The sequence below is a fragment of the Mycobacterium sp. DHQP2018-32-09 genome, assembly GCF_058148405.1.
Genome location: NZ_JBYVYK010000006.1, coordinates 14,639 through 41,260, shown reverse-complemented (window position 1 = coordinate 41,260; position 26,622 = coordinate 14,639). Strand labels below are relative to the sequence as shown.

Genomic DNA, 26,622 nt, shown 5'->3' with positions numbered 1-26,622 from the left:
CTCACCCCACCGACAGCGCGGCCAGGCGCAGCGAGTTCGGGTTGGTGACGACGTGCGCCTGCTCCATCCCCTTGAGCCACGGTTGGGCGACCATGAAGTCGTCGACGTCGGCGACGTTGAGCCAGCACCCCGTCTTCACGGCTTCCTCACCGGCGGTGGAGAAGTCGGCGGCGGTGTCGGCCGGCAGCCCCGCGTTCAGCGCCGCGGTGATCGCCGGTGACGAGCACCCGAAGAAGTTCAGGCCGCCGTCGGCGTCCCACGAGATGTGGCCCCACGTGTACGGCGAGGGAGCGTCGGGCCAGCCCAGGTAGGTCATGATCTCCGGCGCCGACTGACCGTCGCCGCCGATCCAGCCGTAGATCTCCGACGTGGGATAGGCCTGCACCTTGGCGGTGAGCCCGGCCGCGGCCAGCTGGGTCTGGATCAGGTTGCTGATCAACTGGTTGTCGGGATTGCTGGAGTCATACCCGATGGTGATCGACTTCTGGTCGGCGGGCAGGTTCGCGGCGAGCGCGCTCAGCGCCGACGGATCGTGCGTCACCGACTGTTTGCCGTATTCGGCGGCCATCATGTTCGGCGGATAGATCTGCTCGGCCTTCTTGCCGCGACCGAAGTACGTCTGCTTGACCAGCTCGTCGACGTCGATGGCGCTCATCACCGCGGCGCGGTTCTTGACGTCGGTCATCATGCCCTTGCGGGGGTTGACGTAGACGTAGTTCGACATCATGGTCGGCAGTGAGTAGTTGGCGTACTTCTCGTCGTCCATGTAGGACTGCACCGCCGAGGACGGCAGGTCGTGCAGGATGGCCGCGAGCTGACCGTTGTTGAACTGCAGCTGCTGGGCCGACACGTCGGTGATCACCGGGAGGTCGACCTTCTCGAAATAGGGCTTGGCGCCCCAGTAGTCACCGAACGCGGTCAGCTCGTACTTCGAACCCACCTCGGCGGCCGTCAGCGTGTACGGCCCAGTGCCCAGGTCGTGGGTGGTGAGATAACCCTGCGCGTGGTCGGCCCCCGCGTTCTTCTGCAACCCCTCCGGGCTGAGCATCCGCGGCCCGTACGGGCAGGCCAGGTAGTCCAGGAAGGCCGAGTTGGGCGCCTTGAGGGTGACGGTGACGCCGTAATCGCCCTGCGTGGTCACCGATTCGACGTCGGCGACCATGTACGCGGGCCCCTGGTTCACGGCGAGTCTGCGATCGAACGACGCCTTGACCGCCGCCGACGTGAACGGGGTGCCGTCGTGGAACTTCACGCCTTGGCGCAGGGTGAAGGTGAACACCTTGTTGTCCGGGGAGGCCGTCCACGCGGTGGCCAGCAGCGGCTCCAGCTCGGGCTTGTCTGTGCCCGCCTTGTACTGCAGCAGACCCTCGTAGGTGTTGGTGGTCAGCAGCAGTCCCTGACCGGCGTAGTAGACGTCGGGGTCCGGCGGCTGCCCGGGATCCTGCAGGAACGACAGGTGCAGCACCTTGTCGGTGGGCGCCGCGTTCGGCGTGCCGCCGCCCCCGGAATCCGATCCGCCACAGGCGGTCACGGCCAGCATGGCGGCCGCCCCGACGGCCAGCAGGGTGCGCAGTCTGGTCATCGGGTGGCTCCTTGCAGCGTCGGCGTGGCAGGGTCTTGGGTCAGGTCTCGGTTCAGGTCTCGGTTCAGGTCTCGGGTCAGGTCTTGGAACGCCGCGAGGATCTCCTGGGCGGTGCGCGTGGCCCCGGTTTGCAGGTACTCCATGGCGTCCAGTGCGGCGTCGTGCCGGTACTCCGACGAGCCACCGACGCAGTCGGAGACCACGCGGACGTAGAAGTCACGCTGGTGGGCATCGGCGAACGTGTAGTGCACGCAGACGTCGGTGAGACCGCCGACGAGGATGAGCGTGTCGGCCTTCAGACCGGACAGCACGATCTCGAACTCGGTTCCGATGAACCCGGAGTAGCGCCGCTTGACGATGTGGAACTCGTGGTTCGGACCGTCGAATTGGGGCAGCAGTTCGGGGTGCAGCGGGGTGCCGGGGCCACCGTCGAGGCAGTGTGGGCCCTCCACGCCGTCGAGTTCGCGGCCGAAGTCGATGCCGCTGGCGCGATGCACCTCCTGGAAGAACACGATCGGGATGGTGGCGGCACGGGCGGCGGCGATCAGCTGCTTGACCCTCTCGATGCGACCGGCGTAGCCCGCCATGTGCGGGATGCCGACGTCTTCGACGGGCATGTCGCCGGACTCCTGCATGTCGACGACGACGAGCACGGGATTGCCCACGATGAGCGGTTGTTTCGGCACCTATCCTCCTGTGACTGCGATGCGGGGGTCTGCGGCGGCCTGGAGCAGGTCCACGGCCGTGTTGACGACGACGTAGAGGGCGCCGAGCATCAACGTGACGCCGGCGATGGCGGGAAAGTCGGCGACGGGGATGCTCTGCGCGATGTACTGCCCGATGCCCGGCCACCCGAAGACCTGCTCGACGACGAGTACGCCGGAGAACATCAGTCCCACTTGCAGTCCCGTCATGGACAGCGCCCCGCCGACGGAGTTGCGCAGCACGTGGCGCGCCAGGATCTGCGTCTCGGACAGGCCCTTGGCGCGCGCGGTCCTGGCGTAGTCGCTGCCGGTGTCCCCCACCAGGCTGCTGCGCAGCACCCGGCCGATGGCCACCGCGGGGCCCAGCGCGATCACCAGGGCGGGCAGGATCAAGTGGTGCAGGGCGTCGGCGACGACGTCGAAGCGGCCGTGGAGCAGGCCGTCGACGGTGAGCAGGCCGGTGGGGCCGTCGGGTGGGTTCGGCAGCGAGATGCGCCCGTTGGCGGGTACCCACCCCAGGGTCTTGTAGAAGACGATGAGCCCCAGGATGCCGAGCAGGAACATCGGCGCCGACGATCCGGTGAACAGCACCGCGCGCAGCAGCCCGGCGCCGCGCCAGCGCAGCGTCGTGCTGAACGCCAGCAGGACGGCGAGCACCAGCGCGACGGCCATGCCGTACAGCGCCAGTTCGAGGGTGGCGGGCACGAACGTCGCGAGGTCGGACACCACCGCGTGTCGGGTCCGGTAGGACGTCCCGAGATCACCCGTCACGGCACCGGTCAGGTAGTTCCAGAACTGCACCAGAACCGGCTCGTCCAGGCCCAGCGCCTCTCGGCGCGCCGCGACCGCCTGCGCCGACGCCTGCGCGCCCAGTTGCGCCTTCACGGGGTCCAGCGGCGAGATGCGTTGCAGCACGAACATCACGCCGGTGAGGGCGACCAGGATGGCCGCCATGGCGGCCACGCGGGTGGCGATGAAGGTCTTCACGTCCGGCTCACCTCGACTTCATCAGGTTGCGCAGGCAGTCGCCTGCGACGTTGCCCACCAGCGCCAGCACCAGGACGCCGAGACCGGGCATCACCGGAATCCACCACTGCTGCAGGAAGTAACTCAGGTTGCGGGCCGAGTCGGCGCCCAGTTCCGGTGCGGGAGCGGCCTGCCCGAGACCCAGGAACGACAGGGCCGCGAGCGTGAGGATCAGGGTGCCGACGTCGAGGCTCGCGGCGACGACGGCGTTGGGCATCGCGCCGGGCAGCAGGTGCCGCAGCGCGACGCGCAGCGGGCCGGTGCCCGCGAGCCGGGCGGCTTCCACGTGTGGCCGTGCGGCCAGCCGCGCCACGTCGCCGCGCACCAGGCGGGCGTAGAACGGCCACCACACGATGGAGACCGCGATCAACGTGTGCACGAAACCGGGCCCCAGTGCGGCGACCACCGCAATGGCCAGCACCGGTGCGGGCAGGGACAGGAAGGCGTCGGTGATGCGCATGAGCACCGTGTCCACCCAGCCGCCCGCGGCGCCGGCGATCAGCCCCACCAGGCCGCCGATCAGCAGCCCGATCGCCACCACGGCCAGGGCGGCGAACCAGCTCGACCGGGCGCCGTAGAGCACGCGCGACAAGATGTCGCGCCCGATGCTGTCGGTGCCGAGCAGGAAGCCGTTCTTGCCGGGCGCCTGCAGGGGCATGCCCACCGGCAGCAGCGGATCGTGCGGGGCCAGCACCGGGACCGCGACGGCGATCAGCGTCACCACGACGACGAGCGAGAACCCTGCCCAGTTCACCATCGTCGAGCCGGACGTGGGCAACGTCAGCACGCGACGGGTGCGGCCCCGCACCAGCGGCGGCGCGGGTAGTGCGACCGACATCAGCCGGCCCTCCTCTCGATGCAGGCGACCAGGTGCGGGTTGTCGGGGGCGCCCTGCAGGCGGACGTCGAGGTCCGCACCGCTGCACGCGTCGACCGCGATGGGGCAGCGCGGGTGGAACGCGCATCCACTGGGCGGGGCCAGGGGGCTCGCGGGTTCGCCTGGCAGTACGCGGGTTTCGCGACCGAGGTCGGGGATGGCGTCGACGAGCGCCCGGGTGTAGGGGTGCGTGGGGTCGGCGATGACGCGTTCGGCGGGACCGATCTCGACGATCCGCCCCAGGTACATCACCGCGATCCGGTCGGCGACCACGCGGGCCACCGAGAGGTCGTGCGTCACGAACACCACGGACATGTCGAGGCTGCGGCGCAGGTCGCCGATGAGGTTGAGGACCGACGCCGCCAGCGACACGTCCAGCGCGCTCGTCGGCTCGTCGCACAGCAGCACCGAGGGCGGCACGACCGTGGCCCGCGCGAGCGACACCCGTTGGCGCTGACCGCCGGACAGCTGGGCCGCCCGCGAGGTGGCCACCTCGGCGGGCAGGCCGACCCGCTCGAGGACCTCGACGACGGCGGCGCGCCGCTGCGCCCGGCTCAAGGAGGAGCCGCGCAGCCGCTCACCGATGAGTTCGCCCACCGACATCCACGGCGTCAGCGAGGCGCCGGCGTCCTGGAACACCATCTGTGGGCGCTGTCCACCCGCCACGTCGACCGAGCCCGCGGTGGGCTTCTCCAGACCCGCCAGCACTCGCAGCAGCGTCGACTTGCCGGATCCGCTCTCGCCCACCAGCGCCACCGATTCGCCATGGGCGACACGCAGATTCACGCCGCGCAGGGCCTGCAGCTTGCCGTGCCGTCTGACCGGGAACGACTTGGTGACGCCCTGCAGCACCGCCGCCGGGGGGTGCTCGCCGGGCCCGGAGGTCCTGGCCGCGTACGGTTGCGCGGTCGTGGTGGCGGCCGCACCCAGCTTCTCGGCCACCTCGGCGACCGGCAGCACGCACGCGCTGACGCGCGCGGGCCCGATGCTCAGGGGGTTCGGCGGCGTGGCCGAGCACGCGTCGTGGGCCAGCGCGCACCGCGGCACGAACGCGCACCCCGGCAGCGGTGCGACCGGGCTGGGCACCGAGCCGGGGAGCGCGGCGAGCCTGCGGTCCCGGGCGGTGTCGAGCGTGAGCCGCGAGCGCAGCAACCCGTGGGTGTAGGGGTGCGCGGGCGCGGTCAGCACGTCGGCCGTCGGGCCGATCTCGGCGATGCGGCCGGCGTACAGCACCGCGATGCGGTCGGCGATCTGAGCGGCCACCCCCAGATCGTGGGTGATGAACACGATGCTGCACCCGATGTCGTCGCGCAGACGCTGCAGCAGCGCCAGCACCTGGGCCTGCACCGTCACGTCGAGCGCCGTGGTCGGTTCGTCGGCGATGATGAGTTCGGGGTCACCCGCGATGGCGATCGCGATCATCACCCGCTGGCGCAGGCCGCCGGAGAGTTCGTGGGGGAACGCCCGCATGCGCCGCGCCGGGTCTGGGATGCCCACCGCGGTGAGCAGGCGCAGCGCCTCGTCGTCGCTTCCCGCCGCCTCGGCCACCTGCCTGCCGATGCGCATCGTCGGGTTGAGCGACGTCATGGGGTCCTGAAACACCGCGCCCAGGTCCAACCGCCGTACCCGGCGCAGCGTCTTGGCCTCGCCGGAGACCATGTCGGTTCCGGTGACGCGCACGGTGCCGTCGACCCGGGTCCCCTCCGGCAGTAGCCCGAGCATCGTGAACCCGAGCACGCTCTTGCCAGAACCGGACTCGCCGACCAGGCCCAGGATCTCGCCGGGGGCGATGGCCAGCGACACGCCGCGCAGGGCGTGCACGGCGGAGCCGTTGCGGCGGAACGTGACGTGCACGTCGCCGACGGTGGCGACGGGATCGGCGACCGGTGGCGCCCCCGCCGGCACGGCAGGGGCGCCGCCGACCGCAGGCGCGTCGACTGCGGAGGCAGCGCTGACCATCGGCGTACTCCACGGGTGAGATCTCGGTGCCAGGGGTACCTCGACGTCCGCTGGCCTGTCACTTGACAGTTTTCCCGCGGCCCCGACCCGTTGGGTGTCGCTGGCGTAACCAAAAGTCGGCGTACGTAACCGCTGCGTGTCGCGCGTTTCTATCGGATGACAGAAACGCCGGGGGTATCGCTTCCGCCCGCCGATGGGTCACGATGGGCTCATGTCGCTTGCCAGGGCCGGCCGACCCCGACTGCACACGCAGCGGCGTCCGGGAACCACCGCACGAGACGAAATCCTGGATGCCGCAGGCGAACTCTTCACCACTACCGGCTACACCGCCACCTCGACGCGGTCGATCGCCGAGTCGGTCGGCATCCGCCAGGCATCGCTGTACCACTACTTCAAGACCAAGGACGACATCCTCTGCGCCCTGCTGAGCGAGACCGTCACCCCCACACTGGAATTCCTGCCGCACCTGCTGGGCGCCGAGCCGGCGCTGACGGCGGCGGCACACCTGCACGCCCTGGCCGCGTTCGACGGCACCCAGCTGCTGTCCGGCCGGTGGAACCTGGGAGCGCTCTACCTGCTACCCGAGCTGCGCGACGCCAAGCTGGAGCCGTTCTGGTCCGAGCGGGAACGCCTGCGGCTGCACTATCTGGCCTGCGCCCGCGCGGTCGTCGACCACACCGGTGTACACCCCGCGGCCGCCGACCTGCCGTTCCGGCTCGTCGAGTCACTGGTCAACATGTGGGACGCCCGCGGTCCCGAACGCGAGGACCTCCCAGGGCACGTGGCCGATGCGTGCCTGCGCGTCCTCGGCATCACCGACGACGCGCTGCCCGCCCTACGCGAGCGCAGCAGGCAGGAAGTGCGGCGTCACACCGAGGGCGCGGGTGATCCGGCGAGCGATCCGGAGTACGCCAGATAGGTCGGCCAGTCGCCGTGGGGTGAGATGTCCTCCCCCGCCTGCCAGGCGTCCAGCGCACAGCCGAACCCGACGACCTCGGTCCCGTCGTCGAGCGTCACCGGACCGAGCGCCATCGGCGCGGGCAGTGCCGCGAGGAAGTCGCCGAGCATCGCGGTGGCGATCAACCACGTCTCACCGCCGATCACGACGCCGTCGCCCGCGCCCACCCGGGCCAGTCCCGGCTTCGCCGGCTGCGTCGCCAGGCGCACCAGCCGATACAGCGGCGCGGTGGCCGCGGGGCCGAGCCACCGGGCACCGCGCTCGGTGAGCTGCCATGCCAGGGGGTGGCCGCGCAGGTGCGCGCCCACCACGAACAACCGCGTGGCCCCCAGACCCGCACGTACCGGCCACGGGCACCGCGCCGCGGCGTCCGTCGTCGTCGCCGACGGCGCGGGATCCGACACCGCCGACGGCGCGGGATCCGACACCGCCGACGGCGCGGGATCCGACACCGCCGACGGCGCGGGATCCGACACTCCCGGCGGCGGCGGGGGCGGCAGCGTCACCAGACGCGCCACGTCCGCGGCCACCGCGTCGGCGCCGGCACGGGCCACGACGGACACGCCGAACTGGTCGTCTCCGGCCATCCCCGAGGGCACCGCGACGGCGCACAGATCCATCAGGTTGCAGAAGTTGGTGTACGTCCCCAGCCGGGAGTTCACGGCCACCGGCGCGGCGGTGACCTCCGCGATGCTCGGATGCTCGGTGGTCGTCGGCACCAGAAGCGCGTCGCAGCCCGCGATCTCGGACATGGCCGACGTCGTCAGGTCGGCCAGCCGGACCCGGTCGCGCAACAGATCCGTCGCCCGCACCGCGCCCGCGGCCGACACGATGGCACCCACGGTCGGATCCACCTCGTCGCGGTGGGCGTCGACGAAGGCACCGACGGCCTCGTGCCGTTCGGCCACCAGACCGCCGTCGTAGAGCAGCCGCGCGGCATCCAGGAACGGCCGCAGGTCGACCTCGCGCACCTCGGCCCCGGCGGCGGTCAGGCGGGCGACCGCGGCCGCGAACGCCGCACGCCACTCCGGTGACAGGTGTGGCAGCTCGCGGGGGACGGCCACCACCGGCCGTTCCGGCGCCGCCAGCGGGGCCGCGGCGGGAAACGGGCGGGCACCGCCTGCCACCACGCCCATCGCGACGTCGGCGGTGTCGAGGTCGCGGGCGAACACCGTGACGCAGTCGTAGCTGCGGCAGGCGGGCACCACGCCGTCGACCGGAACCACGCCGACCGTGGCCTTGATGCCGACGATGCCCTGCAGCGCCGCGGGGACGCGACCCGATCCCGCGGTGTCGGTGCCCAGCGCGACGTCGACGAGGCCGAGGGCCACCGCCACCGCCGACCCGGAACTCGAACCGCCCGAGATGCGTTCGGGGCGGCGCGCATCGCGGACCGCGCCGTGCGGGCTACGGGTGCCGACCAGCCCGGTCGCGAACTGGTCCAGGTTGGTCGCCCCGAGCACCACCGCACCGGCCGCCCGCAACCGCGCCACCACCGGGGCGTCGACGGCCGCCGGTGCACTGGCGTACGCCGGGCAGGCCGCCGTGGTGGGTACCCCCGCGACGTCGACGTTGTTCTTGACGGCGGCCACCAGACCCGCCAGCGGGAGGTCGTCCCCCGCGGCCACCGCGGCATCGACGGCCTGCGCCTCGGCGAGCGCAGCGGCCATGGGCCGCAGCGTGATCCAGATCTCGGGGCGCTCGGCGCGCCCGATCGCGGCATACGCGGCGCGCACGCGCTCGACGGCGTTCACGCCACGTCCCGTTCGTCGGCGGACACCACGGCCAGCGGGGCGCCGGGGTCGACCTGGTGGCCGGCCGCGACGAGCACCCGGGTCACCACCCCGTCGACGGGCGCGCGCACCACGGTCTCCATCTTCATCGCCTCCAATGCCAGCAGCGGGTCCCCCGCGGTCACGCGTTGGCCCACGGACACGTCCACCTTCCACACGCTCGAGGAGAAGGGCGCGTCGACACGGTGCTCCCCCGCGTCCAACACCAGCTCCGCAATCCGCTCCACGACACGGGATTCGGCGCGCTCGGCGCGATCGAACTCACCGGCTGCCGCCCACGCCGCCCGCTCGGCGGCGAACGCCGCGCTCTGCGTGGCCCGGAATGCGGCGATCGACTCGGCGTTGTCGGCCAGGAAGCGCTCGTGGTCGGCCAGGGAGAACGTGCCGTCGGCGACGTCGACCGACCCCCGGCCCGCCGCCATGTCCGCCCGCAGGTCCAGCAGCTCCTCGGCCGACACCGGATACCAGGAGATGCGATCGAAGAACCTCAGCAGCCAAGGACTTCCGGGCTCGAACGGCGGCGTGTGCCGATGGGTGCTCCACACCTGGGTGGTGCGGCCGACGAACTGATATCCGCCGGGACCCTCCATGCCGTAGATGCACAGGTACGCCCCGCCGATGCCCACCGAGTTCTCGGCGGTCCAGGTGCGCGCCGGGTTGTACTTCGTGGTGACCAACCGGTGCCTCGGGTCCAGCGGCGTGGCCACCGGCGCCCCGAGGTAGACGTCGCCCAGACCCAGCGTGAGGTACTCGGCGGCGAACACCACGTCCATGACGTCGGCCTCCGACGCCAAACCGTTGACGCGCCGGATGAACTCGATGTTCGACGGACACCACGGCGCATCGTCGCGCACCCCCGAGACGTACCGGGCGATGGCCTCGCGGGTGGCCGGGTCGTCCCACGACAGCGGCAACCGGACGGTACGGCTGGGCACCACGAGGTCCGACGTCGCGGGCAGGTCGTCCTCGATCTCGGTCAGCAGTCCGAGCAGTGCGCCGATGGGCAGAACCGCGGGGTCGACGTGCACCTGCAGCGACCGGATTCCTGGCGTGAGGTCCACGATGCCGGGCGTGCCGAGGGCCCGGAGACGCTGGTGCAGCGCGTGCACCCGGGCGCGCAGGGCCAGGTCGAGCACCATGTCGCCGTATTCGACGAGCACGTTGTCGTCACCCGAGCGCCGGTAGGTCACGGTCGGCGCACCGTCACGTCGACCGCGTGCCAGCACGCCGTCGTCGCCGTCGCCGCCACGGGCGATGCCCACGCGCGCCGCGGCGCGCAGGCGTCCCGTGACGTGTCGCGACGGCGCGTCGGACGCGCGGATCGGGACGAAGCGCACGGTGTCCCCCGGACGCAACTGGCCCAGCTTCCACCGGTCGGCGGTGACCACCGTGACCGGACACACGAAACCGCCCAGGCTGGGACCGTCGGGCCCCAACAGGATCGGGGTGTCGCCGGTGAAGTCCAGCGCCCCCACCGCATAGGCGTTGTCGTGCACGTTGGACGGATGCAGGCCGGCCTCGCCACCGTCGGGACGGGCCCACCGCGGCCGCGGCCCCTCCAACCGCACGCCGGTGCGCGCGGAGTTGAAGTGGACGCGGTAGTCCGCCGCATACAGCGTGGCGACGTCCTCGCGGGTGAAGAACTCCGGGGCGGCGTGCGGCCCCTCGGTGACCGCCAGTTCCCAGGACGACGGGAACTCCGGACGGTGCGCGACGGGCACCGTCCGGCCTTCGGCGGTGGGCGCGTCGGGGCGGACGCGCAGGACGTCACCGACGACGAGCGGCCTGCCACCGTGGCCGCCGAAGCGGCCGAGCGTGAACGTGGAGGCGCTGCCGAGGTATTCGGGCACGTCCAGCCCACCGGCGAACAGCACGTAGGTCCGCAACCCCGCGCCGTCGACGTCGCCCACGTCCAGCACGCCTCCCGCGGGGATCACCACCGGTTCCCACATCGGCACCACGGCGCCGTCGACGGTGACCACGCACGGTGCACCCGTGATGCACACCAGCGTGGGGTGCGTCACGCACACGGCCGGTCCCGACGCCGTGCATTCCAGGCCGGGCGCGCCGTCGGCGTTGCCCAGCGCGCGGTTGCCGAGCCGGAAGGACAGGTCGTCCATGGGACCGCTCGGCGGCACGCCGACGTCCCAGGATCCGAGGCGGCCGGGCAGGTCCTGCACGGTGGTCAGCAGCCCGGCCCGCTCCACGGTGATGCGAGGCCGCGCATCGGCGATGCCCGCCAGCGTGGACGTGCTGTGCCGTGCGGCCCGGACGTCGACGTCGTCGACGGCGGCTCGCAGCGTGCCGACGTTGACCTCGATGCCGTGCAGCAGGGTGGCGTCCAGCGCCGCCCCGAGCCGGTCGAGCGCCTCGTCGCGATCGGCGCCTGCGGCGATCACCTTGGCCAGCAGCGGATCGTAGAACGCCGACACGTCGGTGCCCTGCTCGATCCAGGTGTCGACGCGGGCGAGCGCCGCGTCCGGAAGTGTCACGGCCGTCAGGGTTCCGGTGCTCGGCCGGTAGTCCCGGGACGGGTCCTCGGCGTACACGCGGGCCTCCACCGCGTGGCCGGTGACGGGCACCTCGCCGGCGGTGTACGGGTCCAGCATCCCCGTCTCACCGAGGGCCAGCCGAAACATCCAGCCCGCCAGGTCGATCCCCGTGACCGCCTCGGTGACGGGGTGTTCCACCTGCAGGCGCGCGTTCACCTCCAGGAACGAGGCCTCGCCGCGGCGCGCGTCGTAGACGAATTCGACCGTGCCCGCCGAGCGGTAGCCGACGGCGGCCGCCAGCGCCCGCGACGACGCGTGCAGCCGCCGGCGCAGTTCGTCGTCGAGGCCGGGGGCCGGGGCCTCTTCGAGTACCTTCTGATTGCGACGCTGCAGCGAGCAGTCGCGGTCACCGAGCGACACGACCCGGCCCGTGCCATCGCCGAACACCTGCACCTCGACGTGCCGGGCGTCGTCGACGAAGCGCTCGACGAACACCCCGGCCGCGCCGAAACTGCGCTCGGCGAGCCGCACGACGCGCTCGTAGGCGGTGCGCAGTTCGGGTTCGTCGCGGCACACCTGCATGCCGATGCCACCTCCGCCGCCGGTGGCCTTGAGCATCACGGGGTAACCGATCCGGGCGGCGGCCAGTACCGCGGCCGCCGCGCTCTCCAGCAGATCCGACCCCGGGAACACCGGGACACCCGCGGCGGTGGCCGCCGCGCGGGCGGTGTGCTTGGTGCCGAACACCCGCAGCTGCTCGGGGGTCGGGCCGACGAACGTCAGCCCGGCGCGTTGCACCGCATCGGCGAATTCGGCGTCCTCGGAGAGGAATCCGTATCCGGGGTGGATCAGCTGACTGCCGGTGGCCGCGGCCGCGTCGAGGATCGCCTCGGCCCGCAGATAGCTCTCCGCGGGCGCGGCCGGGCCCAGGCGGACGGCCTCGTCGGCGAGCCGGACGTGCGGCGCGCCGCGGTCGGCGTCGGAGAACACCGCGACCGTCCGCAGCCCGACGTCTCGCGCCGCGCGGATCAGGCGGACGGCGATCTCGCCGCGGTTGGCGATCAGCGCGGTCGTCACGCGACCACCTCGCGGGTGACGATCATGCGCACCGGGGTGGGATCGAAGGCGTTGCAGGGGTTGTTGATCTGCGGGCAGTTCGACACCAGGACCAGCGTGTCGACGTCGGCGCGCAGCGCGACGCGCTTGCCGGGCCCGGACAGTCCGTCGACGATGCCGAGTGCGCCGTCGGGGTCGACGGGCACGTTCATGAACCAGTTGATGTTGCCGACCAGGTCGCGAGCGCCGAGACCGTGCTTGGCGCCCTCGAGCAGGAAGTTCTCCATGCACCCGTGCTGCGCCCTGGTGTGCTGGCCGTAGCGCAGCGTGTTCGACTCCTTGGAGCAGGCGCCGCCGAGCGTGTCGTGCACCCCCACCTCGTCGGCGATCACCGTCATCAGGGCCAGCCCGGTGTCGGCGCGCAGCACCGAACCCGTCGTCAGCGTGATGTGACCCTGTCGCGCAATGGTTTCGGCGGCGGAGTAGCGCACGCCGGTGTCCTCGGCGGCGTACAGCAGGCAGTCCACGGCCTGGTTGCCGTGCAGGTCCACGATGGTGAGCACGTCACCGGCGGCGACGACCGCCGACCACGGTGCGCGGGCGGGCACCGTCTGGTCGAGGACGACGTCTCCGGCGACGAGGGCGGGTGCGGTCACAGGACTCCTCGGGCGGTGAGATCGGCATCGGTGTTGGCGATGGCCTGCAGGTGTTCTGGGCCCAGGGGGCCGAGCAGATCGCCGGAGGCCAGGTCTGCGAGTTCGCCGGGAGCGCGCCAGGCGTGCACCAGCAGGGGGCCGCAGGTGAATTCGGGACGCGGATCCAGCGGGTGGGCGGTGTTGGCCAGCAGCACGATGGCGTCCACGTGCAGCAGCAGGTCGACGGTGGTCCCAGGACCGCTGGACCCCTGCCAGCGCAGCGCACCGTCGGCGTCGACGCGCACGCCTTGGAAGAACGACACCGACGGCGGCAGATCACGTTGTCCGAGGCCGTGTTTGAGCGCGGCGAGCAGCAGCAGCTCACGGCCCGCGGGCGAGGCGGACTCCGGTGCACCCGCACCGTAGCGGGCGACGCTGCCTGCGAGCGTCGTGGTGCCCGCGAGCGCATCGTGGCGGCCCGACGTGTCGGCGACCACGGTCGCCAGGACGCGGCCGTAGCCGCTGAGCAGCGGATGGCCGCTCCCCAGGTAGGCCTGCCACGGCACCTTCACGGTGTCAGCGACGTTGAGGCGCTCGTGCGGGGCGTCGGCCCGGTGCAGGAGCAGGTGCGCGCAGGCGTCTCCGACGGCGTCGGTGAGCCGGATGCGCGTGCCGCGGCTCAACACCGCCTCGACGTATCCGCCCGGCGCGACGGTCTCCGACCACGTCAGCCGCTGCGGATCGACACCGGCCGGTGCCGTCGGGCTGGTCGCCGCGGGCACGTGGCGCATGACGTCGGCCGTGCGCCCGTGCTGGGCGCGGGCATGCGTGCGCGCGCCCGCCGTGGTGGCTGTGCTCGTCACGTGGACTCCCGTCTCGCGAGTTTCTGTCGATCGACAGTTTTCTCGCGGACGGCCCGCGGGTGGTTGCCGCGGTGTAACCGATGCCCCGACGGTCGTTAACAACGCGCAACGCCGGTGTCCAGCATGTGACGGCCCGGTGTGAAGGCCCGGTGTGACGGCCGGTGTGACGGCCCGGTGTGAAGACCCCTGGAGGAACGACGCTGCACGGCGTCCCCCGCGGTGCGATGATCATCACGTCGCGGCACAAAATCCCGCGCGCCAGCGTTGGACCCCACGGCGGGGCGCCCGACCGTGCCCCGAAATCATCGACTTCGCCACACTCCGGGCGAAGAATGTTTGCACGACGAGACGAAGAGGGCACGCAGAAGACCATGACCACGACTGTTTCCGCATACGCCGCCACCTCGGCCACCGCGCCGCTGACCAAGACCACCATCGAGCGGCGCGACGTCGGCCCCCACGACGTCGCCTTCGACATCAAGTTCGCCGGTATCTGTCACAGCGACATCCACACCGTCAAGGAAGAGTGGGGCACCACCAAGTACCCGATCGTCGTCGGCCACGAGATCGCCGGCGTCGTCACCGAGGTGGGCTCCGAGGTCAGCAAGTACAAGGTGGGCGACCACGTCGGCGTGGGTTGCATGGTCGGCTCGTGCCAGAACTGCGAGAACTGCAAGGCCGGCAAGGAGCAGTACTGCACCGGCACCGGCATGATCGGCACCTACGGCGCCAAGGACCGCGACGGCACCATGACCCAGGGTGGCTACAGCCAGGCGATCGTCGTCAACGAGGACTTCGTGCTGCGGATCCCGGACTCGATCCCCCTCGACAAGGCCGCGCCGTTGCTGTGCGCCGGCGTCACGCTGTGGTCTCCGTTGAAGCACTGGAACGCCGGCCCCGGTTCCAAGGTCGCCGTCATCGGCCTCGGCGGCCTCGGGCACATGGGCGTCAAGCTCGCCACCGCTCTCGGCGCCGAGGTGACGGTGCTGAGCCAGTCGCTCAAGAAGATGGAGGACGGCCTGCGGCTGGGCGCCAAGGAGTACTACGCCACCAGCGACCCGGAGACCTTCTCCAAGCTCGCCGGGTCGTTCGACCTCATCCTCAACACCGTGTCGGCGAACCTGGACCTGGGCCAGTACCTCGCGCTGCTGAAGATCGACGGCACGCTGGTGGAGCTCGGCGCTCCCGAGAAGCCCCTCGAGGTCCCGTTCTTCCCGCTCGCCGGCGGTCGCCGCAGCATCTCCGGCTCGATGATCGGCGGCATCCCCGAGACCCAGGAGATGCTGGACTTCTGCGGTGAGCACGACGTGACCCCCGAGATCGAGGTCATCGAGGCGTCCTACGTCAACGAGGCCTACGAGCGCGTGCTGGCCAGCGACGTGCGCTACCGCTTCGTCATCGACACGTCGACCATCTAGGTCTGCGTTCGACGCCATTCGGCGGCCGCCCCTGTCGGGACGGCCGCCGAATTCGTGTCAGGGCTGGATCGCCTCGGGGTCCACGCCTGCCGGCGGCGCGCCCGATGACGAGGGGGCCGGTGGGTTAGAAGTCCCAGTCCTCGTCGGTGGTGTTGACGGCCTTGCCGATGACGTAGCTGGAGCCCGAGCCGGAGAAGAAGTCGTGATTCTCGTCGGCGTTGGGGCTCAGCGCGGACAGGATCGCCGGGTTCACGTCGGTCTCGTCCTTCGGGAACAGCGCCTCGTACCCGAGGTTCATCAGCGCCTTGTTCGCGTTGTACCGCAGGAACTTCTTGACGTCCTCGCTCAAGCCGACGCCGTCGTACAGGTCCTGGGTGTACTCCACCTCGTTGTCGTACAGCTCGAACAGCAACTCGTAGGTGTAATCCTTGAGTTCCTGACGCTTGGCGTCGTCGACCTGGGCCAGGCCACGCTGGAACTTGTATCCGATGTAGTAGCCGTGCACGGCCTCGTCGCGAATGATCAGGCGGATCATGTCGGCGGTGTTGGTGAGCTTGGCGCGCGACGACCAGTACATCGGCAGGTAGAAGCCGGAGTAGAACAGGAAGCTCTCCAGCAGCGTCGAGGCCACCTTGCGCTTGAGCGGCTCGTCGCCCTTGTAGTAGCGCATCACGATCTCGGCCTTGCGCTGCAGGTTCGGATTCTCCTCCGACCAGCGGAACGCCTCGTCGATCTCCACCGTGGAGCACAGCGTCGAGAAGATGTTGCTGTAGCTCTTGGCGTGCACCGACTCCATGAACGCGATGTTGGTGTACACCGCTTCCTCGTGCGGCGTCAGCGCGTCCGGGATGAGGCTCACGGCGCCGACGGTGCCCTGGATCGTGTCGAGCAGCGTCAGGCCGGTGAACACCCGCATGGTGAGCTGCTTCTCGGAGGCCGTCAACGTGCTCCACGACGGGATGTCGTTGGACACCGGCACCTTCTCGGGCAGCCAGAAGTTGCCGGTCAGCCGGTCCCACACCTCGGCGTCCTTGTCGTCCTGCAGCCGGTTCCAGTTGATGGCCGACACACGATCGATGAGCTTGACGCCATCACTCACAGCAACCCCACTTCAGACGAAACGATGCGATGCCTTGAACACTACAACTGGGGGACGACAACTCGGCGCAACACAACGGGTTGTGTCGCGCGTGTTCTCCCCGACACGCCGGTCAGCGGCCGCTGAACTCGTATTCCGCGGTGCGCAACCGCCGCGTCGACAGCCAGTACTGCCACGTCATCCCGCTCCACAGCGTGCGGTTGACCCCGTGGGAGTCGAGATACCAGCTGCGGCAACCGCCGGTGCTCCACACCGTGCCCGCCAGCTCGCCCTGCAGCTCGGCGTTGAACGCGTCCTGCGCCTCGCGGGTGGGCGCAAGCGCGTGGGCGCCGCGCTCGTCCACCGCGGCGATGGCCTGTGCCACGTAGCGGATCTGCGACTCGATCATGAACACCACCGAGTTGTGCCCCAGCGCGGTGTTGGGCCCCAGCAGGAAGAACAGGTTCGGCATGCCGGCGACGGTGATGCCGCGGTGGGCCTGGATGCCCTCCCGGTTCCACCGGTCCACCAGGTCCTCGCCGGCCGCGCCCCTGATGTCGACGTAGGTGTAGGAGTCGGTCACGTGGAACCCGGTGGCGAACACCACCACGTCGACCGGGCGCTCGACGCCGTCGGCGGTGACGATGCCCGTCGGCGTCATGCGCTCGATGCGCTCGGTGATCACGGTGGTGTGCGGGTGTGCGATGCCCCGGTAATAGGTGTCGGAGTTCAGGATGCGCTTGCATCCGGCGGTGTAGCTGGGCACCAGCTTGCGGCGCAGCTCACGGTCGGAGACGCTGCGCCGGATGTTCCACCTGCCCAGCAGTTCGCCGATCTTGAGCAGCCGGGGCTGCCTGGTCATCGCGAAGCCCACCGCCTCGTGAATCCAGTAGATCGCCGCCCGCAGCAGCGCCCGGGCGCCGGGCACGTTGGTGAAGACGTCACGCATCCACTGCGGGAAGGCGTTGTTGATGCGCGGCATCACCCACGCCGGCGTGCGCTGGTAGACGTGGAGGGCGCCGACCTGATCGACGATCTCCGGAACGATCTGGATGGCGCTGGCCCCGGTCCCGATCACCGCCACGCGCTTGCCGGCGAGGTCGACGCCGTGGTCCCACCGAGCCGAGTGGAAGGTGACTCCGGTGAACTCGTCGGCGCCGGGGATGTCGGGCACCAGCGGGATGTGCAGCCCACCGGCGGCCGAGACCAGGAACTGCGCCACGTACTCGCGGCCGTCCTTGGTGTGCACGTGCCAGCGCCCCTGGGCGTCGTTCCAGTGCGCGCGGTCGACGTGGGCACCGAAGTGCACGTGGTCGCGCAGCCCGTACTTCTCGGTGACGCCGAGCAGGTACTCCTGGATCTCCGGCTGGAAGGACCACATGTGCGTCCAGTCCGGTTTGGGCTCGAAGGAGAACGAGTACATGTGCGACGGGATGTCGCACGCGCACCCCGGATAGGTGTTGTCGCGCCACGTGCCGCCGATCTCGTCGGCCTTCTCCAGGATGAGGAAGTCGACGCCCTGCTGCTGCAGCGCGATGCCCATGCCCAGGCCGGAGAACCCACTGCCGATGATCAGGGTCCGCGTGGCGACGGGGGCGGGGTCGGTCATGCACCGACCATACTGGGGAACGCCGGTACCGGGTACCGCCGAAAGGCCCGAGTCCGGCGACGTCAGGCCACGGATTCGCGGCGGCGGACGCCCTCGTGTACCGGCAGCTCGGCGTCGATCCTGATGCCCAGCAGCTCACACGTGCCGTTGATGGCGCCGAGCATGATCGTGGTCATGTAGCCCACGAACGCCTCCCGCGGCAACCGCCGCGGGCTGTCGACCGTCGGGCCCAGCCACCAGTCCGTGGCCGCGGCCGCGGAACCGTACGTGGTGTACGCGGCCAGCTCGATCGCGGCGGCGTCGAGTTCCATCTCGCGCAACTCGTTGTTGAACATGCTGGCCATGGCCAAGGTCACCGCGCGGCCCTCGTTGAGCGCGCGCATGGTGGACTCGCTCTGCTCGGCGAACCGGCCCTGGATCAGGAAGCGGCAGACGTTGGGATGGGCGTCCACCAGCAGCACGTACTGCTCGACGCTGCGCCGGATCACCTCGCGCGCCGGGTCCTTCGCGATGTCGACGTGGGGGTAGATCGCGTCCCACAGCATGTCGCGCAGCCGCTCGCCGATCGCCTGGAAGAGGTCCGACTTGTCGGTGAAGTGCCGGTAGATCTTCGGCTTGGCGGTCCCCGCCTCCTCGGCGATCTCACGCAGGCTGACCTCGGGGCCCAGGCGGTCGATGGCGCGGAAGGCCGCGTCGACGATCTCGGCCCGAACCTTCTTGCGATGCTCGCGCCACCGTTCGCTGCGCGCATCCACCTTCGCCCCGGGCTGGGGGCCCGGGCGGGTGATCGACGGTCGGCGCACGGGTTGACTGTACCCGCTGGTACCGCCTGACCTGCCCGGACCGGACAGCGCAGGCCCGCCACGGGTACCATCGCCGACGATAATCCGACCAGCAAGTGAGACGAGACGAATGACGCAGCGATACGACCTGGTCATCTCCGGAGGCGGGCCCTCGGGTTCGGCGGCGGCGTGGCAGGCCGCACAGACCGGCGCCAAGGTGATCGTTCTGGACAAGGCCCAGTTCCCCCGGGCCAAGCCGTGTGGCGACGGCCTGACCGCCCGCGCCGTCAGCTACCTGCAGAAGATGGGGCTGGCCGACGAGGTCGCGACCTTCCACCGGGTCAACCGCGTCACGGTCTACAGCCCCAGCGCGTGGGAGCTGTCGTTCCCCCGTCGCCCCGGCATGCCCGACCACGGCCACACCGTCAGCCGCGAGCACCTGGACACGCTGCTGCTCAAGCACGCCGAGTCCGCGGGTGCCGAGGTGCGCCAGGGCGCCGAGGTCGCGGGCCCCGAACTGGACGCCACCGGCCGCGTCGTCGGCGTCGTCCTCAAGAGCGGCGAGAAGGTGCTCGGCGACGCGGTGATCGCCGCCGACGGCGCCTACTCCCCCATCAAGCGGGCCCTCAAGATCGACTCGGAGTACAACGGCTACTCCGCCATCGCGATCCGCTCGGAGATGCACGCCAACCGCGCGGACTCCGACTCGCTCGACATCTACCTCAAGCTGCTGTTCAACGGCGACCAGCTGCCCGGCTACGGCTGGGTGTTCCCCATGGGCAATGGCGTGTTCAACATCGGCCTGGGCTACGTCAACAGCTACAAGAACTGGCAGGCCATCAACGCCACGCAGTTCCTCGGCGACTTCCTCAAGACGCTGCCGCGCGACTGGGAGCTGCCGCCCATCGAGGAGCTGAAGAAGAACAAGAGCGTGCGCGCCTGGCGGCTGCCCATGGGCTTCACCGCGTGGCCGCCGTTCCGTCCCGGCGTGCTGTTCACGGGCGATTCGCTGGGTGCGGGCAAGCCGGCGTCGGGTGCGGGCATCTCCAAGGCGCTGGAGTCGGGCCTCGCCGCCGGCGAGTGCGCGATCGCCGCGCTGCAGAACGGCGGGCCGGACGACTTCACGAACTACGCGCAGCGGATGGAGGCGGCGTGGGGCCGGGAGTACCGCCGCGGCCGCTACATGCACAAGTTGATCGGCAACCCGAAGCTGGCCGGCGCGGGCATCAAGCTCATCGACAACGCCGCGTTCCGCGACCGGATGCTCAAGGTGCTCTACACGAAGGCCCAGGGCCCGCAGCACGTCACGAAGTAGCGCGAGCTGACTTGGGGCGCGCGCCGCGGCTGGCGCGTGGCTCTGCCAGGGCACTCGTGGCCATGCCCACCTCGTAGCGACGACGAGCGACAACGTGGGGCGCGGCGGGGCGTCTGGGGGCGCGGCGGGGCGTGGATGGGTGTCGCGCTGGTGGCGGCGCACGACCCTCGTGCAGAACTCGGCGAGATGTGCGCGAGTTCTGCACCAGGGTCGTCGACCACGTCACACCCACGACCCTCGTGCAGAACTCGACGCGAATCTCGCGTCAGCCTGACGCGGGCAGGCGCAGCGCGTATCCCACCATCTCGGTGACGGGGCGAAAGCCGATGCGCCGGTACACGCGGTTGGACACCGGGTTCGCGACGTCGGCGAACAACACGACGTCGCGGGCGCCGAGCCGACGCGCCAATGTCGCTGCCGCCGCGGTGGCCGCCGCCGCGAACCCGTGGCCACGTTGCTCCACGGGCGTGAACACCGGCCCGATGCGCGTCATCGCCGCCGCGGGCGGGTGCACCCGCGCCATGCTCACCGGGGTGCCGTCCACCTCCCACAGCACGATGCGGCTTCCGTCGTCCAGCGCGCCCTGCAGGAAGCGGGCCCGCTGCAGGCGATCGGACGCCTCGCGCTGCGACTCGGCGAAGAACCCGTCGAGCCAGTCGACCACCAGCTCGGTGTCCGACGCCGTGATCGCCCGCGGCGCACCCGGCACGCCGCTGGGCGGCACCAGCTCGTCGAGGCGATACAGCACGTCCGCGCGGGTCTGCTCGGGGCGACCACCGGTCTCGGCCGCCCAGGAGTTCGCGAATTCGTCTGCCGCGCCACGAGTTCCGCGGACGCTCGGGACGCCGCGCAGCGCGTCGGCGGCTTCGGCGAACAGGGTGGCGGCCAGACCCGTCGGCAATCCGCTGACCAGCAGGCAGCCGTCGGCGCCCTGCACGGCGGCCCCCAACGCACCGTCGCGACGCACCGAGGCGAGCACGCGGTCGGCGGGCCAGTGCGCGGTGTGCAGCGTCGTCAGTTCGAGGGTGAACGTCACCGGGTCCCTGCGGTAGACCCAGTGCGCGACCGGCGCGAAGTCGATCGGAGAGGGGAACAGGCGAACGGTCATACTGTCCGAGGATGAGTCGTTGGCTCGCCGGACTCCACCGATTATTTGCCGGACGCGCCCCGCCTGCCGCGCTTGACGGGCGTCCGGGCGACCTTGCCCGCCGCGGCGCGCGCCGCCTGTTTGGCCAAGGTCTTCTCGCGCGCGGTGCGCTTCGGCGTCGTGTCGGCCTGCCCGCGCGACGAGCCGGGCTTGCGTCCCCGGACGACGCCGATGAACTCCTCGACGAGGGCGGACTGCGGCCCTTCCGGGACCGCGAGCGCCACCGGACACGTGGGTGCGTCGGTGATGGGACGGTAGGTGAGATCCCTGCGATGGTGCAGCCGCGCCAGCGACTGCGCCACGACGAGGACACCCATCCCGGCGGCGACGAGTTCGATTGCCGCACCGGTGGTCTCGGGCCGATGATCGATCGTCTCCCCCGACCGGTCCGCCCAGGGCACGGTGTCGTCGAGCGGCACCAGGACCGGCTCGCCGTCGAGGTCGGCGGCGGCGATCTGGTCGACGGCGGTCAGGACGTGGTCGACGGGGACGACGGCGACGGTGGTCTCCTCGTAGAGCGGGATGACCGCCAGCCCGGTGGTGTCCGTGGGCAGCCGCAGCAGCGCGACGTCGACGCCGCCGGAGCGCACCAGCTCGGCGGCCTCCGCGGCGTCGACGGCGCGCAGCTGCAGCGGGGCGTCGGGATGGCGCTGCGTCCAGACCCGGGCCCACTTCGCCGGCGTCGCCCCGGGCACGTAGCCGAGGGTGAGCGCGGGCAGCGAGGTCGGAGCCACCGCTTCAGGTTACCGGTGCGCGCCCCCGATAAACTCTGCCCATGAGCAGGCCGAACGCACAGTCCATGAAACCCGCGACCGCGGCCAAGAAGCTGGACGTCTACCTGCCCGCGACGCCGCCCGAGTTCCAGGAGAACGCGATCACCCGGGCCGAACTGGCTGCGCTGCAGGCGGACCCGCCGCCGTGGTTGGTCGAGCTGCGCCAGCACGGGCCGCATCCGAAGAACCTGGTGGCGGCAAAGCTCGGCGTCTCCATCGCGGGTCTGGCGCGTGGCGGCGTGACCGAGGCGCTGACCACCGAGCAGATCGCGGCACTGCTCGCCGACAAGCCCGACTGGTTGGTGGCCGAGCGCGAGAGCTATCAGGCGGTGCTCGCCGAACAGCGCCGCGTCAAGGCGCTGCACGCCGAGCAGCGCGACGGCTGAGCGGCCCCGTCGTGCTGGGCGTGGTGACCCGCACGGGAAACCTGCCGGCGCCGCCGCACGTGGTGTTCGACGACCTGACCGTCCCGGACCGCAGCCCGTCGCGGCCGTGGCTGTTCCTGCTCGACGACGAGGTGGCGCCCCGCCACCTCGTCGGGCGACCACGGCTCCCAGCTGTCGTCGGGCTACACCGCGCTCCGTACGGTGACCGCCAAACGACGGAAGGTGACGGATTCTCGGGCGAATCCGTCACCTTCCGTCGTCTCGACCGGCGTCACAGCATGCAGGACACGCAGCCCTCGACCTCGGTGCCTTCCAGCGCCATCTGGCGGAGGCGGATGTAGTACAGCGTCTTGATGCCCTTGCGCCAGGCGTAGATCTGCGCCTTGTTCACGTCGCGCGTGGTCGCGGTGTCCTTGAAGAACAGCGTCAGCGACAGGCCTTGATCGACGTGCTGCGTCGCCGCGGCGTACGTGTCGATGATCTTCTCATAGCCGATCTCGTACGCATCCTGGTAGTACTCCAGGTTGTCGTTGGTGAGGTACGGCGCCGGGTAGTAGACGCGGCCGATCTTGCCTTCCTTGCGGATCTCGATCTTGCTGGCCACCGGGTGGATCGACGACGTCGAGTGGTTGATGTAGCTGATCGAGCCCGTCGGCGGCACCGCCTGCAGGTTCTGGTTGTAGATGCCGTGCTGCCGCACCGACTCCTTCAACCGCTTCCAGTCGTCCTGGGTGGGGATGCGGATGTCGGCGTCGGCGAACAGCTGCCGCACCTTGTCCGTCTCGGGCTCCCACACCTGATCGGTGTACTTGTCGAAGAACTCACCCGAGGCGTACTTCGACTTCTCGAACCCGCCGAAGCTCGTACCGCGTTCGATCGCAATGCGATTCGACGCCCGCAGCGCGTGATAGAGCACGGTGTAGAAGTAGATGTTCGTGAAGTCGACGCCCTCGTGCGAGCCGTAGAAGATCCGCTCGCGCGCCAGGTAGCCGTGCAGGTTCATCTGGCCGAGGCCGATGGCGTGCGACTGGTCGTTGCCGTGCTCGATGGACGGCACCGACGTGATCCGCGTCTGATCGCTGACCGCCGTCAACGCTCGGATGGCCACCTCGATGGTCTGCGCGAAGTCCGGCGAGTCCATGGTCTTCGCGATGTTCAACGAGCCCAGGTTGCACGAGATGTCCTTGCCCACCTTGGCATACGACAGATCGTCGTTGAACTCCGACGGCGTGGAGACCTGCAGGATCTCCGAGCACAGGTTGGAGTGGGTGATCTTGCCGGCGATGGGATTGGCCCGGTTCACCGTGTCCTCGTACATGATGTACGGGTAGCCCGACTCGAACTGCAGCTCGGCCAGCGTCTGGAAGAACTCGCGGGCCTTGATCTTCGTCTTGCGGATCCGCGCGTCGTCGACCATCTCGTAGTACTTCTCGGTGACCGAGACGTCGGCGAACGGGACGCCGTAGACGCGCTCGACGTCGTACGGCGAGAACAGGTACATGTCCTCGTTCTTCTTGGCCAGCTCGAACGTGATGTCCGGGATGACCACGCCCAGGCTCAAGGTCTTGATCCGGATCTTCTCGTCGGCGTTCTCGCGCTTGGTGTCGAGGAACCGGTAGATGTCGGGATGGTGGGCGTGCAGGTACACCGCACCGGCGCCCTGCCGGGCACCGAGCTGGTTGGCGTAGGAGAACGAGTCCTCCAGCAGCTTCATGATGGGGATGACGCCGGAACTCTGGTTCTCGATGTTCTTGATGGGCGCGCCGTGCTCGCGGATGTTGGTGAGCAGCAACGCCACCCCGCCGCCGCGCTTGGACAGCTGCAGCGCCGAGTTGATGGAGCGGCCGATGGACTCCATGTTGTCCTCGATGCGCAGCAGGAAGCAGCTGACGGGCTCGCCGCGCTGCTTCTTGCCGGAGTTGAGGAAGGTGGGCGTCGCCGGCTGGAAGCGGCCGTCGATGATCTCGTCGACGAGCTTCTCGGCCAGCGTGGTGTCCCCCGCGGCCAAGGTCAGCGACACCATCACGACGCGGTCCTCGAAGCGCTCCAGGTAGCGCTTACCGTCGAACGTCTTGAGGGTGTAGGAGGTGTAGTACTTGAACGCGCCGAGGAACGTGGGAAACCGGAACTTCTTGGCGTACGCGCGATCCAGCAGGGACTTGACGAAGTTGCGCGAGTACTGGTCGAGCACCTCGCGCTCGTAGTACTGCTTCTCGATCAGGTAGTCGAGCTTCTCGTCCTGACTGTGGAAGAAGACCGTGTTCTGGTTGACGTGCTGCAGGAAGTACTGATTGGCCGCCTCGCGGTCCTTGTCGAACTGGATCCGACCGTCCTTGTCGTACAGGTTCAGCATCGCGTTGAGCGCGTGGTAGTCCGTCTCGCCCGGCAGCGCGTGCACGGCGCTCTCCGGCTCTACGGCGGTCACGGTTGGAGACACGTCTGTTCCTTCCAAAAGTCCTCGAGGCCGGCGCGGACGGCGAAGACGTCGTCCGTTGTCCCCATCAATTCGAATCTGTACAAGAAGGGCACACCGCACTTGCGTGACACCACGTTGCCCGCATAGCCGAACTCGGCCCCGAAGTTGGTGTTGCCCGCGGCGATGACGCCGCGGATCAACGACCGGTTGTGCTCGTTGTTGAGAAAGGCGATCACCTGCTTGGGGACGTATCCCCCGGCCTCTGGATCGGGTCCGTTGGCGTGCCCACCGCCGTAGGTGGGCAGCACCAGGACGTAGGGCTCGTGGATGACGGCGGGGTCGTCGATGCGCCCGTGGACGGGGATGCGGATGGCGGGCAGCCCGAGCTTCTCCACGAATCGGTGCGTGTTCTCCGACACGCTGGAGAAGTACACGAGGTTCGCCATGCCCGTCTCCCTGCTCGACTCCCTGCCGTCACCCCAGCAGGATCAGGCGGTGGCGGCGACGGCTCCGCCGAGGGCCTTGATGCGATCGGGACGGAAGCCCGACCAGTGCTCGCTGCCCGCCACGACGACGGGCGCCTGCAGGTAGCCGAGGGCCATCACGTAGTCACGCGCCTCGGGGTGCTCGCTGATGTCGACGACCTCGTAGGGCACGCCCTGCTTGTCGAGCGCCTTGTAGGTGGCGTTGCACTGGACGCAAGCGGGCTTGGTGTAGACGGTCACGGTCATGTCAGGCTCCCTCAGCGAAATCTCGTACGTTGTTCGACGACCACTCACGACATGCACTCCACCTGGTGGGCCGGCCCCGTGGCCGACACGCTCCGCTGCTCGTGCCGACGCCATTCCTACAACGTCCTGCGCGAGCGAGCGCTTCCCTCGAGTATCCCTCGACGTTGGTCGATGGGCCACTAGATGTTGTGCCCCGTTAGTAGAGCACACACAAGATGCCCGTAATCACATGTTTGGAATTTTTCCTGGTAACTGCGGTGTGTCGCCGTGCCGACGGCGTGTCGGCCCGGGTTTCCGAGCGACCGCACCGCCGTATACCAGGTCTATCACCGGGCACCGACACGACCGCGGGCCGACGGCCGCCAGGCCCCGCCGGAAACGGGCACACGGCAAAGCCGCCGCCGTCCCCCCGAAGGGGCACGGCGGCGGCTGGACGTGCGGTCAGGCCGCTTCGGCGGCCAACTTCTCGACGATGTCGCGAAGTCGATCGACGACCTCGGCATTCTCGCGGGGGTGCTTGCCGTCGAACGTCGCCGACGGCACCGACAGCTTCAGGTCCTCGATCACCCGGGGGCCGGCGATGCCGAAGGACTTGCGCGTCTCGTCGTGCGCCCACACCCCGCCGTACTGGCCGAGCGCGGCACCGACGACGGCCACCGGCTTGTCCTTCAGCGCGCTGTCGCCGTACGGCCGCGACAACCAGTCGATGGCGTTCTTGAGCACACCGGGGATGCTCCCGTTGTACTCGGGCGTGACCACCAGGGCGGCGTCGGCATCCGCGGCCGCGGCCCGCAGCGCCCGGACGGTCTCGGGGACGTCGTCACCGTCGACGTCCTCGTCGTAGAACGGCAGCTCGCCGAGCCGATCGAACGGCACCAGCGTGACTCCCTCGGGTGCCACCTCGGCGGCCACCTGGGCCAGCTGCCGGTTGACCGACTCCTTGCGGAGGCTTCCCACCAGTACCAACACGTTGACGTCTGACATCCTTGGTCCTTCCTCGTCTGCGGCCCGATCGGCTGACAT

General features: G+C 70.0%; 22 protein-coding genes. 4 read left to right on the top strand and 18 right to left on the bottom strand.

The genetic code is table 11. The features are described 5' to 3' along the window. Position 1: 1 nt before the first annotated feature. The 5 genes from AC30CM_RS04685 to AC30CM_RS04665 are packed head-to-tail and all read right to left on the bottom strand — an operon-like array spanning position 2 to position 6,147. A complete protein-coding gene (locus AC30CM_RS04685) occupies positions 2-1,582 on the bottom strand; it encodes an ABC transporter substrate-binding protein (protein ID WP_490115664.1) in 1,581 nt (526 codons plus the stop codon). Continuing rightward, positions 1,579-2,268 carry a cysteine hydrolase family protein gene (locus AC30CM_RS04680; RefSeq protein ID WP_490115663.1) on the bottom strand — a complete coding sequence of 230 codons (690 nt, stop codon included), beginning with the start codon at positions 2,266-2,268 and terminating at the stop codon, positions 1,579-1,581. Before AC30CM_RS04680 ends, AC30CM_RS04685 begins: the two co-directional genes overlap by 4 nt. Continuing rightward, positions 2,269-3,273 (bottom strand): ABC transporter permease, encoded by a 1,005-nt coding sequence (locus AC30CM_RS04675; RefSeq protein WP_490115662.1) that lies wholly within the window; start codon positions 3,271-3,273, stop codon positions 2,269-2,271. It lies immediately after the preceding gene. Positions 3,274-3,280: 7 nt separating this feature from the next. Beyond that, positions 3,281-4,150, bottom strand: a complete 870-nt coding sequence (locus tag AC30CM_RS04670; protein WP_490115661.1) for an ABC transporter permease — start codon at positions 4,148-4,150, stop codon at positions 3,281-3,283. Continuing rightward, the gene (locus AC30CM_RS04665) at positions 4,150-6,147 is read right to left on the bottom strand and encodes a dipeptide ABC transporter ATP-binding protein (protein ID WP_490115660.1); all 1,998 of its coding nucleotides are present in this window, start codon (positions 6,145-6,147) and stop codon (positions 4,150-4,152) included. The genes AC30CM_RS04670 and AC30CM_RS04665 overlap by 1 nt, the downstream gene beginning before the upstream one ends. Positions 6,148-6,358: 211 nt before the next feature. On the opposite strand from AC30CM_RS04665, the gene AC30CM_RS04660 reads away from it, so the two are divergent. Next, positions 6,359-7,066, top strand: coding sequence for a TetR/AcrR family transcriptional regulator (locus AC30CM_RS04660; protein WP_490115659.1), 708 nt, complete (start codon positions 6,359-6,361; stop codon positions 7,064-7,066). Here AC30CM_RS04660 and atzF read toward each other — a convergent pair. Genes atzF through AC30CM_RS04640 form a run of 4 tightly spaced genes read right to left on the bottom strand, consistent with a single transcriptional unit; the run spans position 7,015 to position 13,944 of the window. Beyond that, positions 7,015-8,859: an allophanate hydrolase gene (gene atzF / locus AC30CM_RS04655; RefSeq protein ID WP_490115658.1), complete on the bottom strand. Its 1,845-nt coding sequence runs from the start codon at positions 8,857-8,859 to the stop codon at positions 7,015-7,017. The genes AC30CM_RS04660 and atzF overlap by 52 nt on opposite strands. Further along, positions 8,856-12,467 (bottom strand): urea carboxylase, encoded by a 3,612-nt coding sequence (gene uca, locus AC30CM_RS04650; RefSeq protein ID WP_490115657.1) that lies wholly within the window; start codon positions 12,465-12,467, stop codon positions 8,856-8,858. The genes atzF and uca overlap by 4 nt, the downstream gene beginning before the upstream one ends. Next, positions 12,464-13,102: an urea amidolyase associated protein UAAP2 gene (locus tag AC30CM_RS04645; RefSeq protein ID WP_490115656.1), complete on the bottom strand. Its 639-nt coding sequence runs from the start codon at positions 13,100-13,102 to the stop codon at positions 12,464-12,466. Before AC30CM_RS04645 ends, uca begins: the two co-directional genes overlap by 4 nt. Continuing rightward, positions 13,099-13,944, bottom strand: a complete 846-nt coding sequence (locus AC30CM_RS04640) for an urea amidolyase associated protein UAAP1 (protein ID WP_490115655.1) — start codon at positions 13,942-13,944, stop codon at positions 13,099-13,101. The genes AC30CM_RS04645 and AC30CM_RS04640 overlap by 4 nt, the downstream gene beginning before the upstream one ends. A 371-nt stretch (positions 13,945-14,315) precedes the next feature. Here AC30CM_RS04640 and AC30CM_RS04635 point away from each other — a divergent pair, with 371 nt between their 5' ends. After that, positions 14,316-15,362, top strand: a complete 1,047-nt coding sequence (locus AC30CM_RS04635; protein ID WP_490115654.1) for an NAD(P)-dependent alcohol dehydrogenase — start codon at positions 14,316-14,318, stop codon at positions 15,360-15,362. A gap of 124 nt (positions 15,363-15,486) precedes the next feature. Here AC30CM_RS04635 and nrdF read toward each other — a convergent pair whose 3' ends face one another. The 3 genes from nrdF to AC30CM_RS04620 all read right to left on the bottom strand — a co-directional run bounded on the left by nrdF (position 15,487) and on the right by AC30CM_RS04620 (position 18,852). Beyond that, complete coding sequence (nrdF, locus tag AC30CM_RS04630) at positions 15,487-16,461, bottom strand: class 1b ribonucleoside-diphosphate reductase subunit beta (protein ID WP_490115653.1); 975 nt, start codon at positions 16,459-16,461, stop codon at positions 15,487-15,489. Between the two features lie 112 nt (positions 16,462-16,573). Further along, entirely contained in the window at positions 16,574-18,049 is a 1,476-nt protein-coding gene (locus AC30CM_RS04625; RefSeq protein WP_490115652.1) for a flavin-containing monooxygenase, read from the bottom strand. A gap of 62 nt (positions 18,050-18,111) precedes the next feature. Then, positions 18,112-18,852 (bottom strand): TetR/AcrR family transcriptional regulator, encoded by a 741-nt coding sequence (locus AC30CM_RS04620; RefSeq protein ID WP_490115651.1) that lies wholly within the window; start codon positions 18,850-18,852, stop codon positions 18,112-18,114. Positions 18,853-18,961: 109 nt separating this feature from the next. Here AC30CM_RS04620 and AC30CM_RS04615 point away from each other — a divergent pair, with 109 nt between their 5' ends. After that, positions 18,962-20,146, top strand: a complete 1,185-nt coding sequence (locus AC30CM_RS04615) for an NAD(P)/FAD-dependent oxidoreductase (RefSeq protein ID WP_490115650.1) — start codon at positions 18,962-18,964, stop codon at positions 20,144-20,146. Positions 20,147-20,411: 265 nt separating this feature from the next. On the opposite strand, the gene AC30CM_RS04610 is transcribed toward AC30CM_RS04615, so the two are convergent. Continuing rightward, positions 20,412-21,254, bottom strand: a complete 843-nt coding sequence (locus AC30CM_RS04610) for a GNAT family N-acetyltransferase (protein WP_490115649.1) — start codon at positions 21,252-21,254, stop codon at positions 20,412-20,414. A 41-nt stretch (positions 21,255-21,295) separates the two neighbouring features. Continuing rightward, positions 21,296-22,027, bottom strand: coding sequence for a LysR family substrate-binding domain-containing protein (locus AC30CM_RS04605; RefSeq protein ID WP_490115648.1), 732 nt, complete (start codon positions 22,025-22,027; stop codon positions 21,296-21,298). Between the two features lie 41 nt (positions 22,028-22,068). Between AC30CM_RS04605 and AC30CM_RS04600 the strand changes: the two genes are divergently transcribed. Then, the gene (locus tag AC30CM_RS04600) at positions 22,069-22,452 is read left to right on the top strand and encodes a DUF5997 family protein (protein WP_490115647.1); all 384 of its coding nucleotides are present in this window, start codon (positions 22,069-22,071) and stop codon (positions 22,450-22,452) included. Positions 22,453-22,723: 271 nt separating this feature from the next. Here AC30CM_RS04600 and nrdE read toward each other — a convergent pair whose 3' ends face one another. From nrdE to AC30CM_RS04580, 4 genes are all read right to left on the bottom strand, one after another. Further along, complete coding sequence (gene nrdE / locus AC30CM_RS04595) at positions 22,724-24,889, bottom strand: class 1b ribonucleoside-diphosphate reductase subunit alpha (RefSeq protein ID WP_490115646.1); 2,166 nt, start codon at positions 24,887-24,889, stop codon at positions 22,724-22,726. Continuing rightward, a complete protein-coding gene (gene nrdI, locus AC30CM_RS04590; RefSeq protein ID WP_490115645.1) occupies positions 24,874-25,314 on the bottom strand; it encodes a class Ib ribonucleoside-diphosphate reductase assembly flavoprotein NrdI in 441 nt (146 codons plus the stop codon). Before nrdI ends, nrdE begins: the two co-directional genes overlap by 16 nt. A 42-nt stretch (positions 25,315-25,356) precedes the next feature. Then, positions 25,357-25,599 (bottom strand): redoxin NrdH, encoded by a 243-nt coding sequence (locus AC30CM_RS04585; RefSeq protein WP_490115644.1) that lies wholly within the window; start codon positions 25,597-25,599, stop codon positions 25,357-25,359. A 441-nt stretch (positions 25,600-26,040) separates the two neighbouring features. After that, positions 26,041-26,583 (bottom strand): NADPH-dependent FMN reductase, encoded by a 543-nt coding sequence (locus AC30CM_RS04580; RefSeq protein WP_490115643.1) that lies wholly within the window; start codon positions 26,581-26,583, stop codon positions 26,041-26,043. Positions 26,584-26,622: the final 39 nt, after the last annotated feature.

Excerpts from the sequence above, each read along its gene's own strand:
- AC30CM_RS04685 (WP_490115664.1), bottom strand. The coding sequence starts at position 1,582 with ATGACCAGACTGCGCACCCTGCTGGCCGTCGGGGCGGCCGCCATGCTG.
- AC30CM_RS04670 (WP_490115661.1), bottom strand. The coding sequence starts at position 4,150 with ATGTCGGTCGCACTACCCGCGCCGCCGCTGGTGCGGGGCCGCACCCGT.
- AC30CM_RS04665 (WP_490115660.1), bottom strand. The coding sequence starts at position 6,147 with ATGGTCAGCGCTGCCTCCGCAGTCGACGCGCCTGCGGTCGGCGGCGCC.
- AC30CM_RS04660 (WP_490115659.1), top strand. The coding sequence starts at position 6,359 with ATGTCGCTTGCCAGGGCCGGCCGACCCCGACTGCACACGCAGCGGCGT.
- AC30CM_RS04635 (WP_490115654.1), top strand. The coding sequence starts at position 14,316 with ATGACCACGACTGTTTCCGCATACGCCGCCACCTCGGCCACCGCGCCG.
- AC30CM_RS04625 (WP_490115652.1), bottom strand. The coding sequence starts at position 18,049 with ATGACCGACCCCGCCCCCGTCGCCACGCGGACCCTGATCATCGGCAGT.
- AC30CM_RS04615 (WP_490115650.1), top strand. The coding sequence starts at position 18,962 with ATGACGCAGCGATACGACCTGGTCATCTCCGGAGGCGGGCCCTCGGGT.
- AC30CM_RS04610 (WP_490115649.1), bottom strand. The coding sequence starts at position 21,254 with ATGACCGTTCGCCTGTTCCCCTCTCCGATCGACTTCGCGCCGGTCGCG.
- AC30CM_RS04600 (WP_490115647.1), top strand. The coding sequence starts at position 22,069 with ATGAGCAGGCCGAACGCACAGTCCATGAAACCCGCGACCGCGGCCAAG.
- nrdI (WP_490115645.1), bottom strand. The coding sequence starts at position 25,314 with ATGGCGAACCTCGTGTACTTCTCCAGCGTGTCGGAGAACACGCACCGA.
- AC30CM_RS04585 (WP_490115644.1), bottom strand. The coding sequence starts at position 25,599 with ATGACCGTGACCGTCTACACCAAGCCCGCTTGCGTCCAGTGCAACGCC.
- AC30CM_RS04580 (WP_490115643.1), bottom strand. The coding sequence starts at position 26,583 with ATGTCAGACGTCAACGTGTTGGTACTGGTGGGAAGCCTCCGCAAGGAG.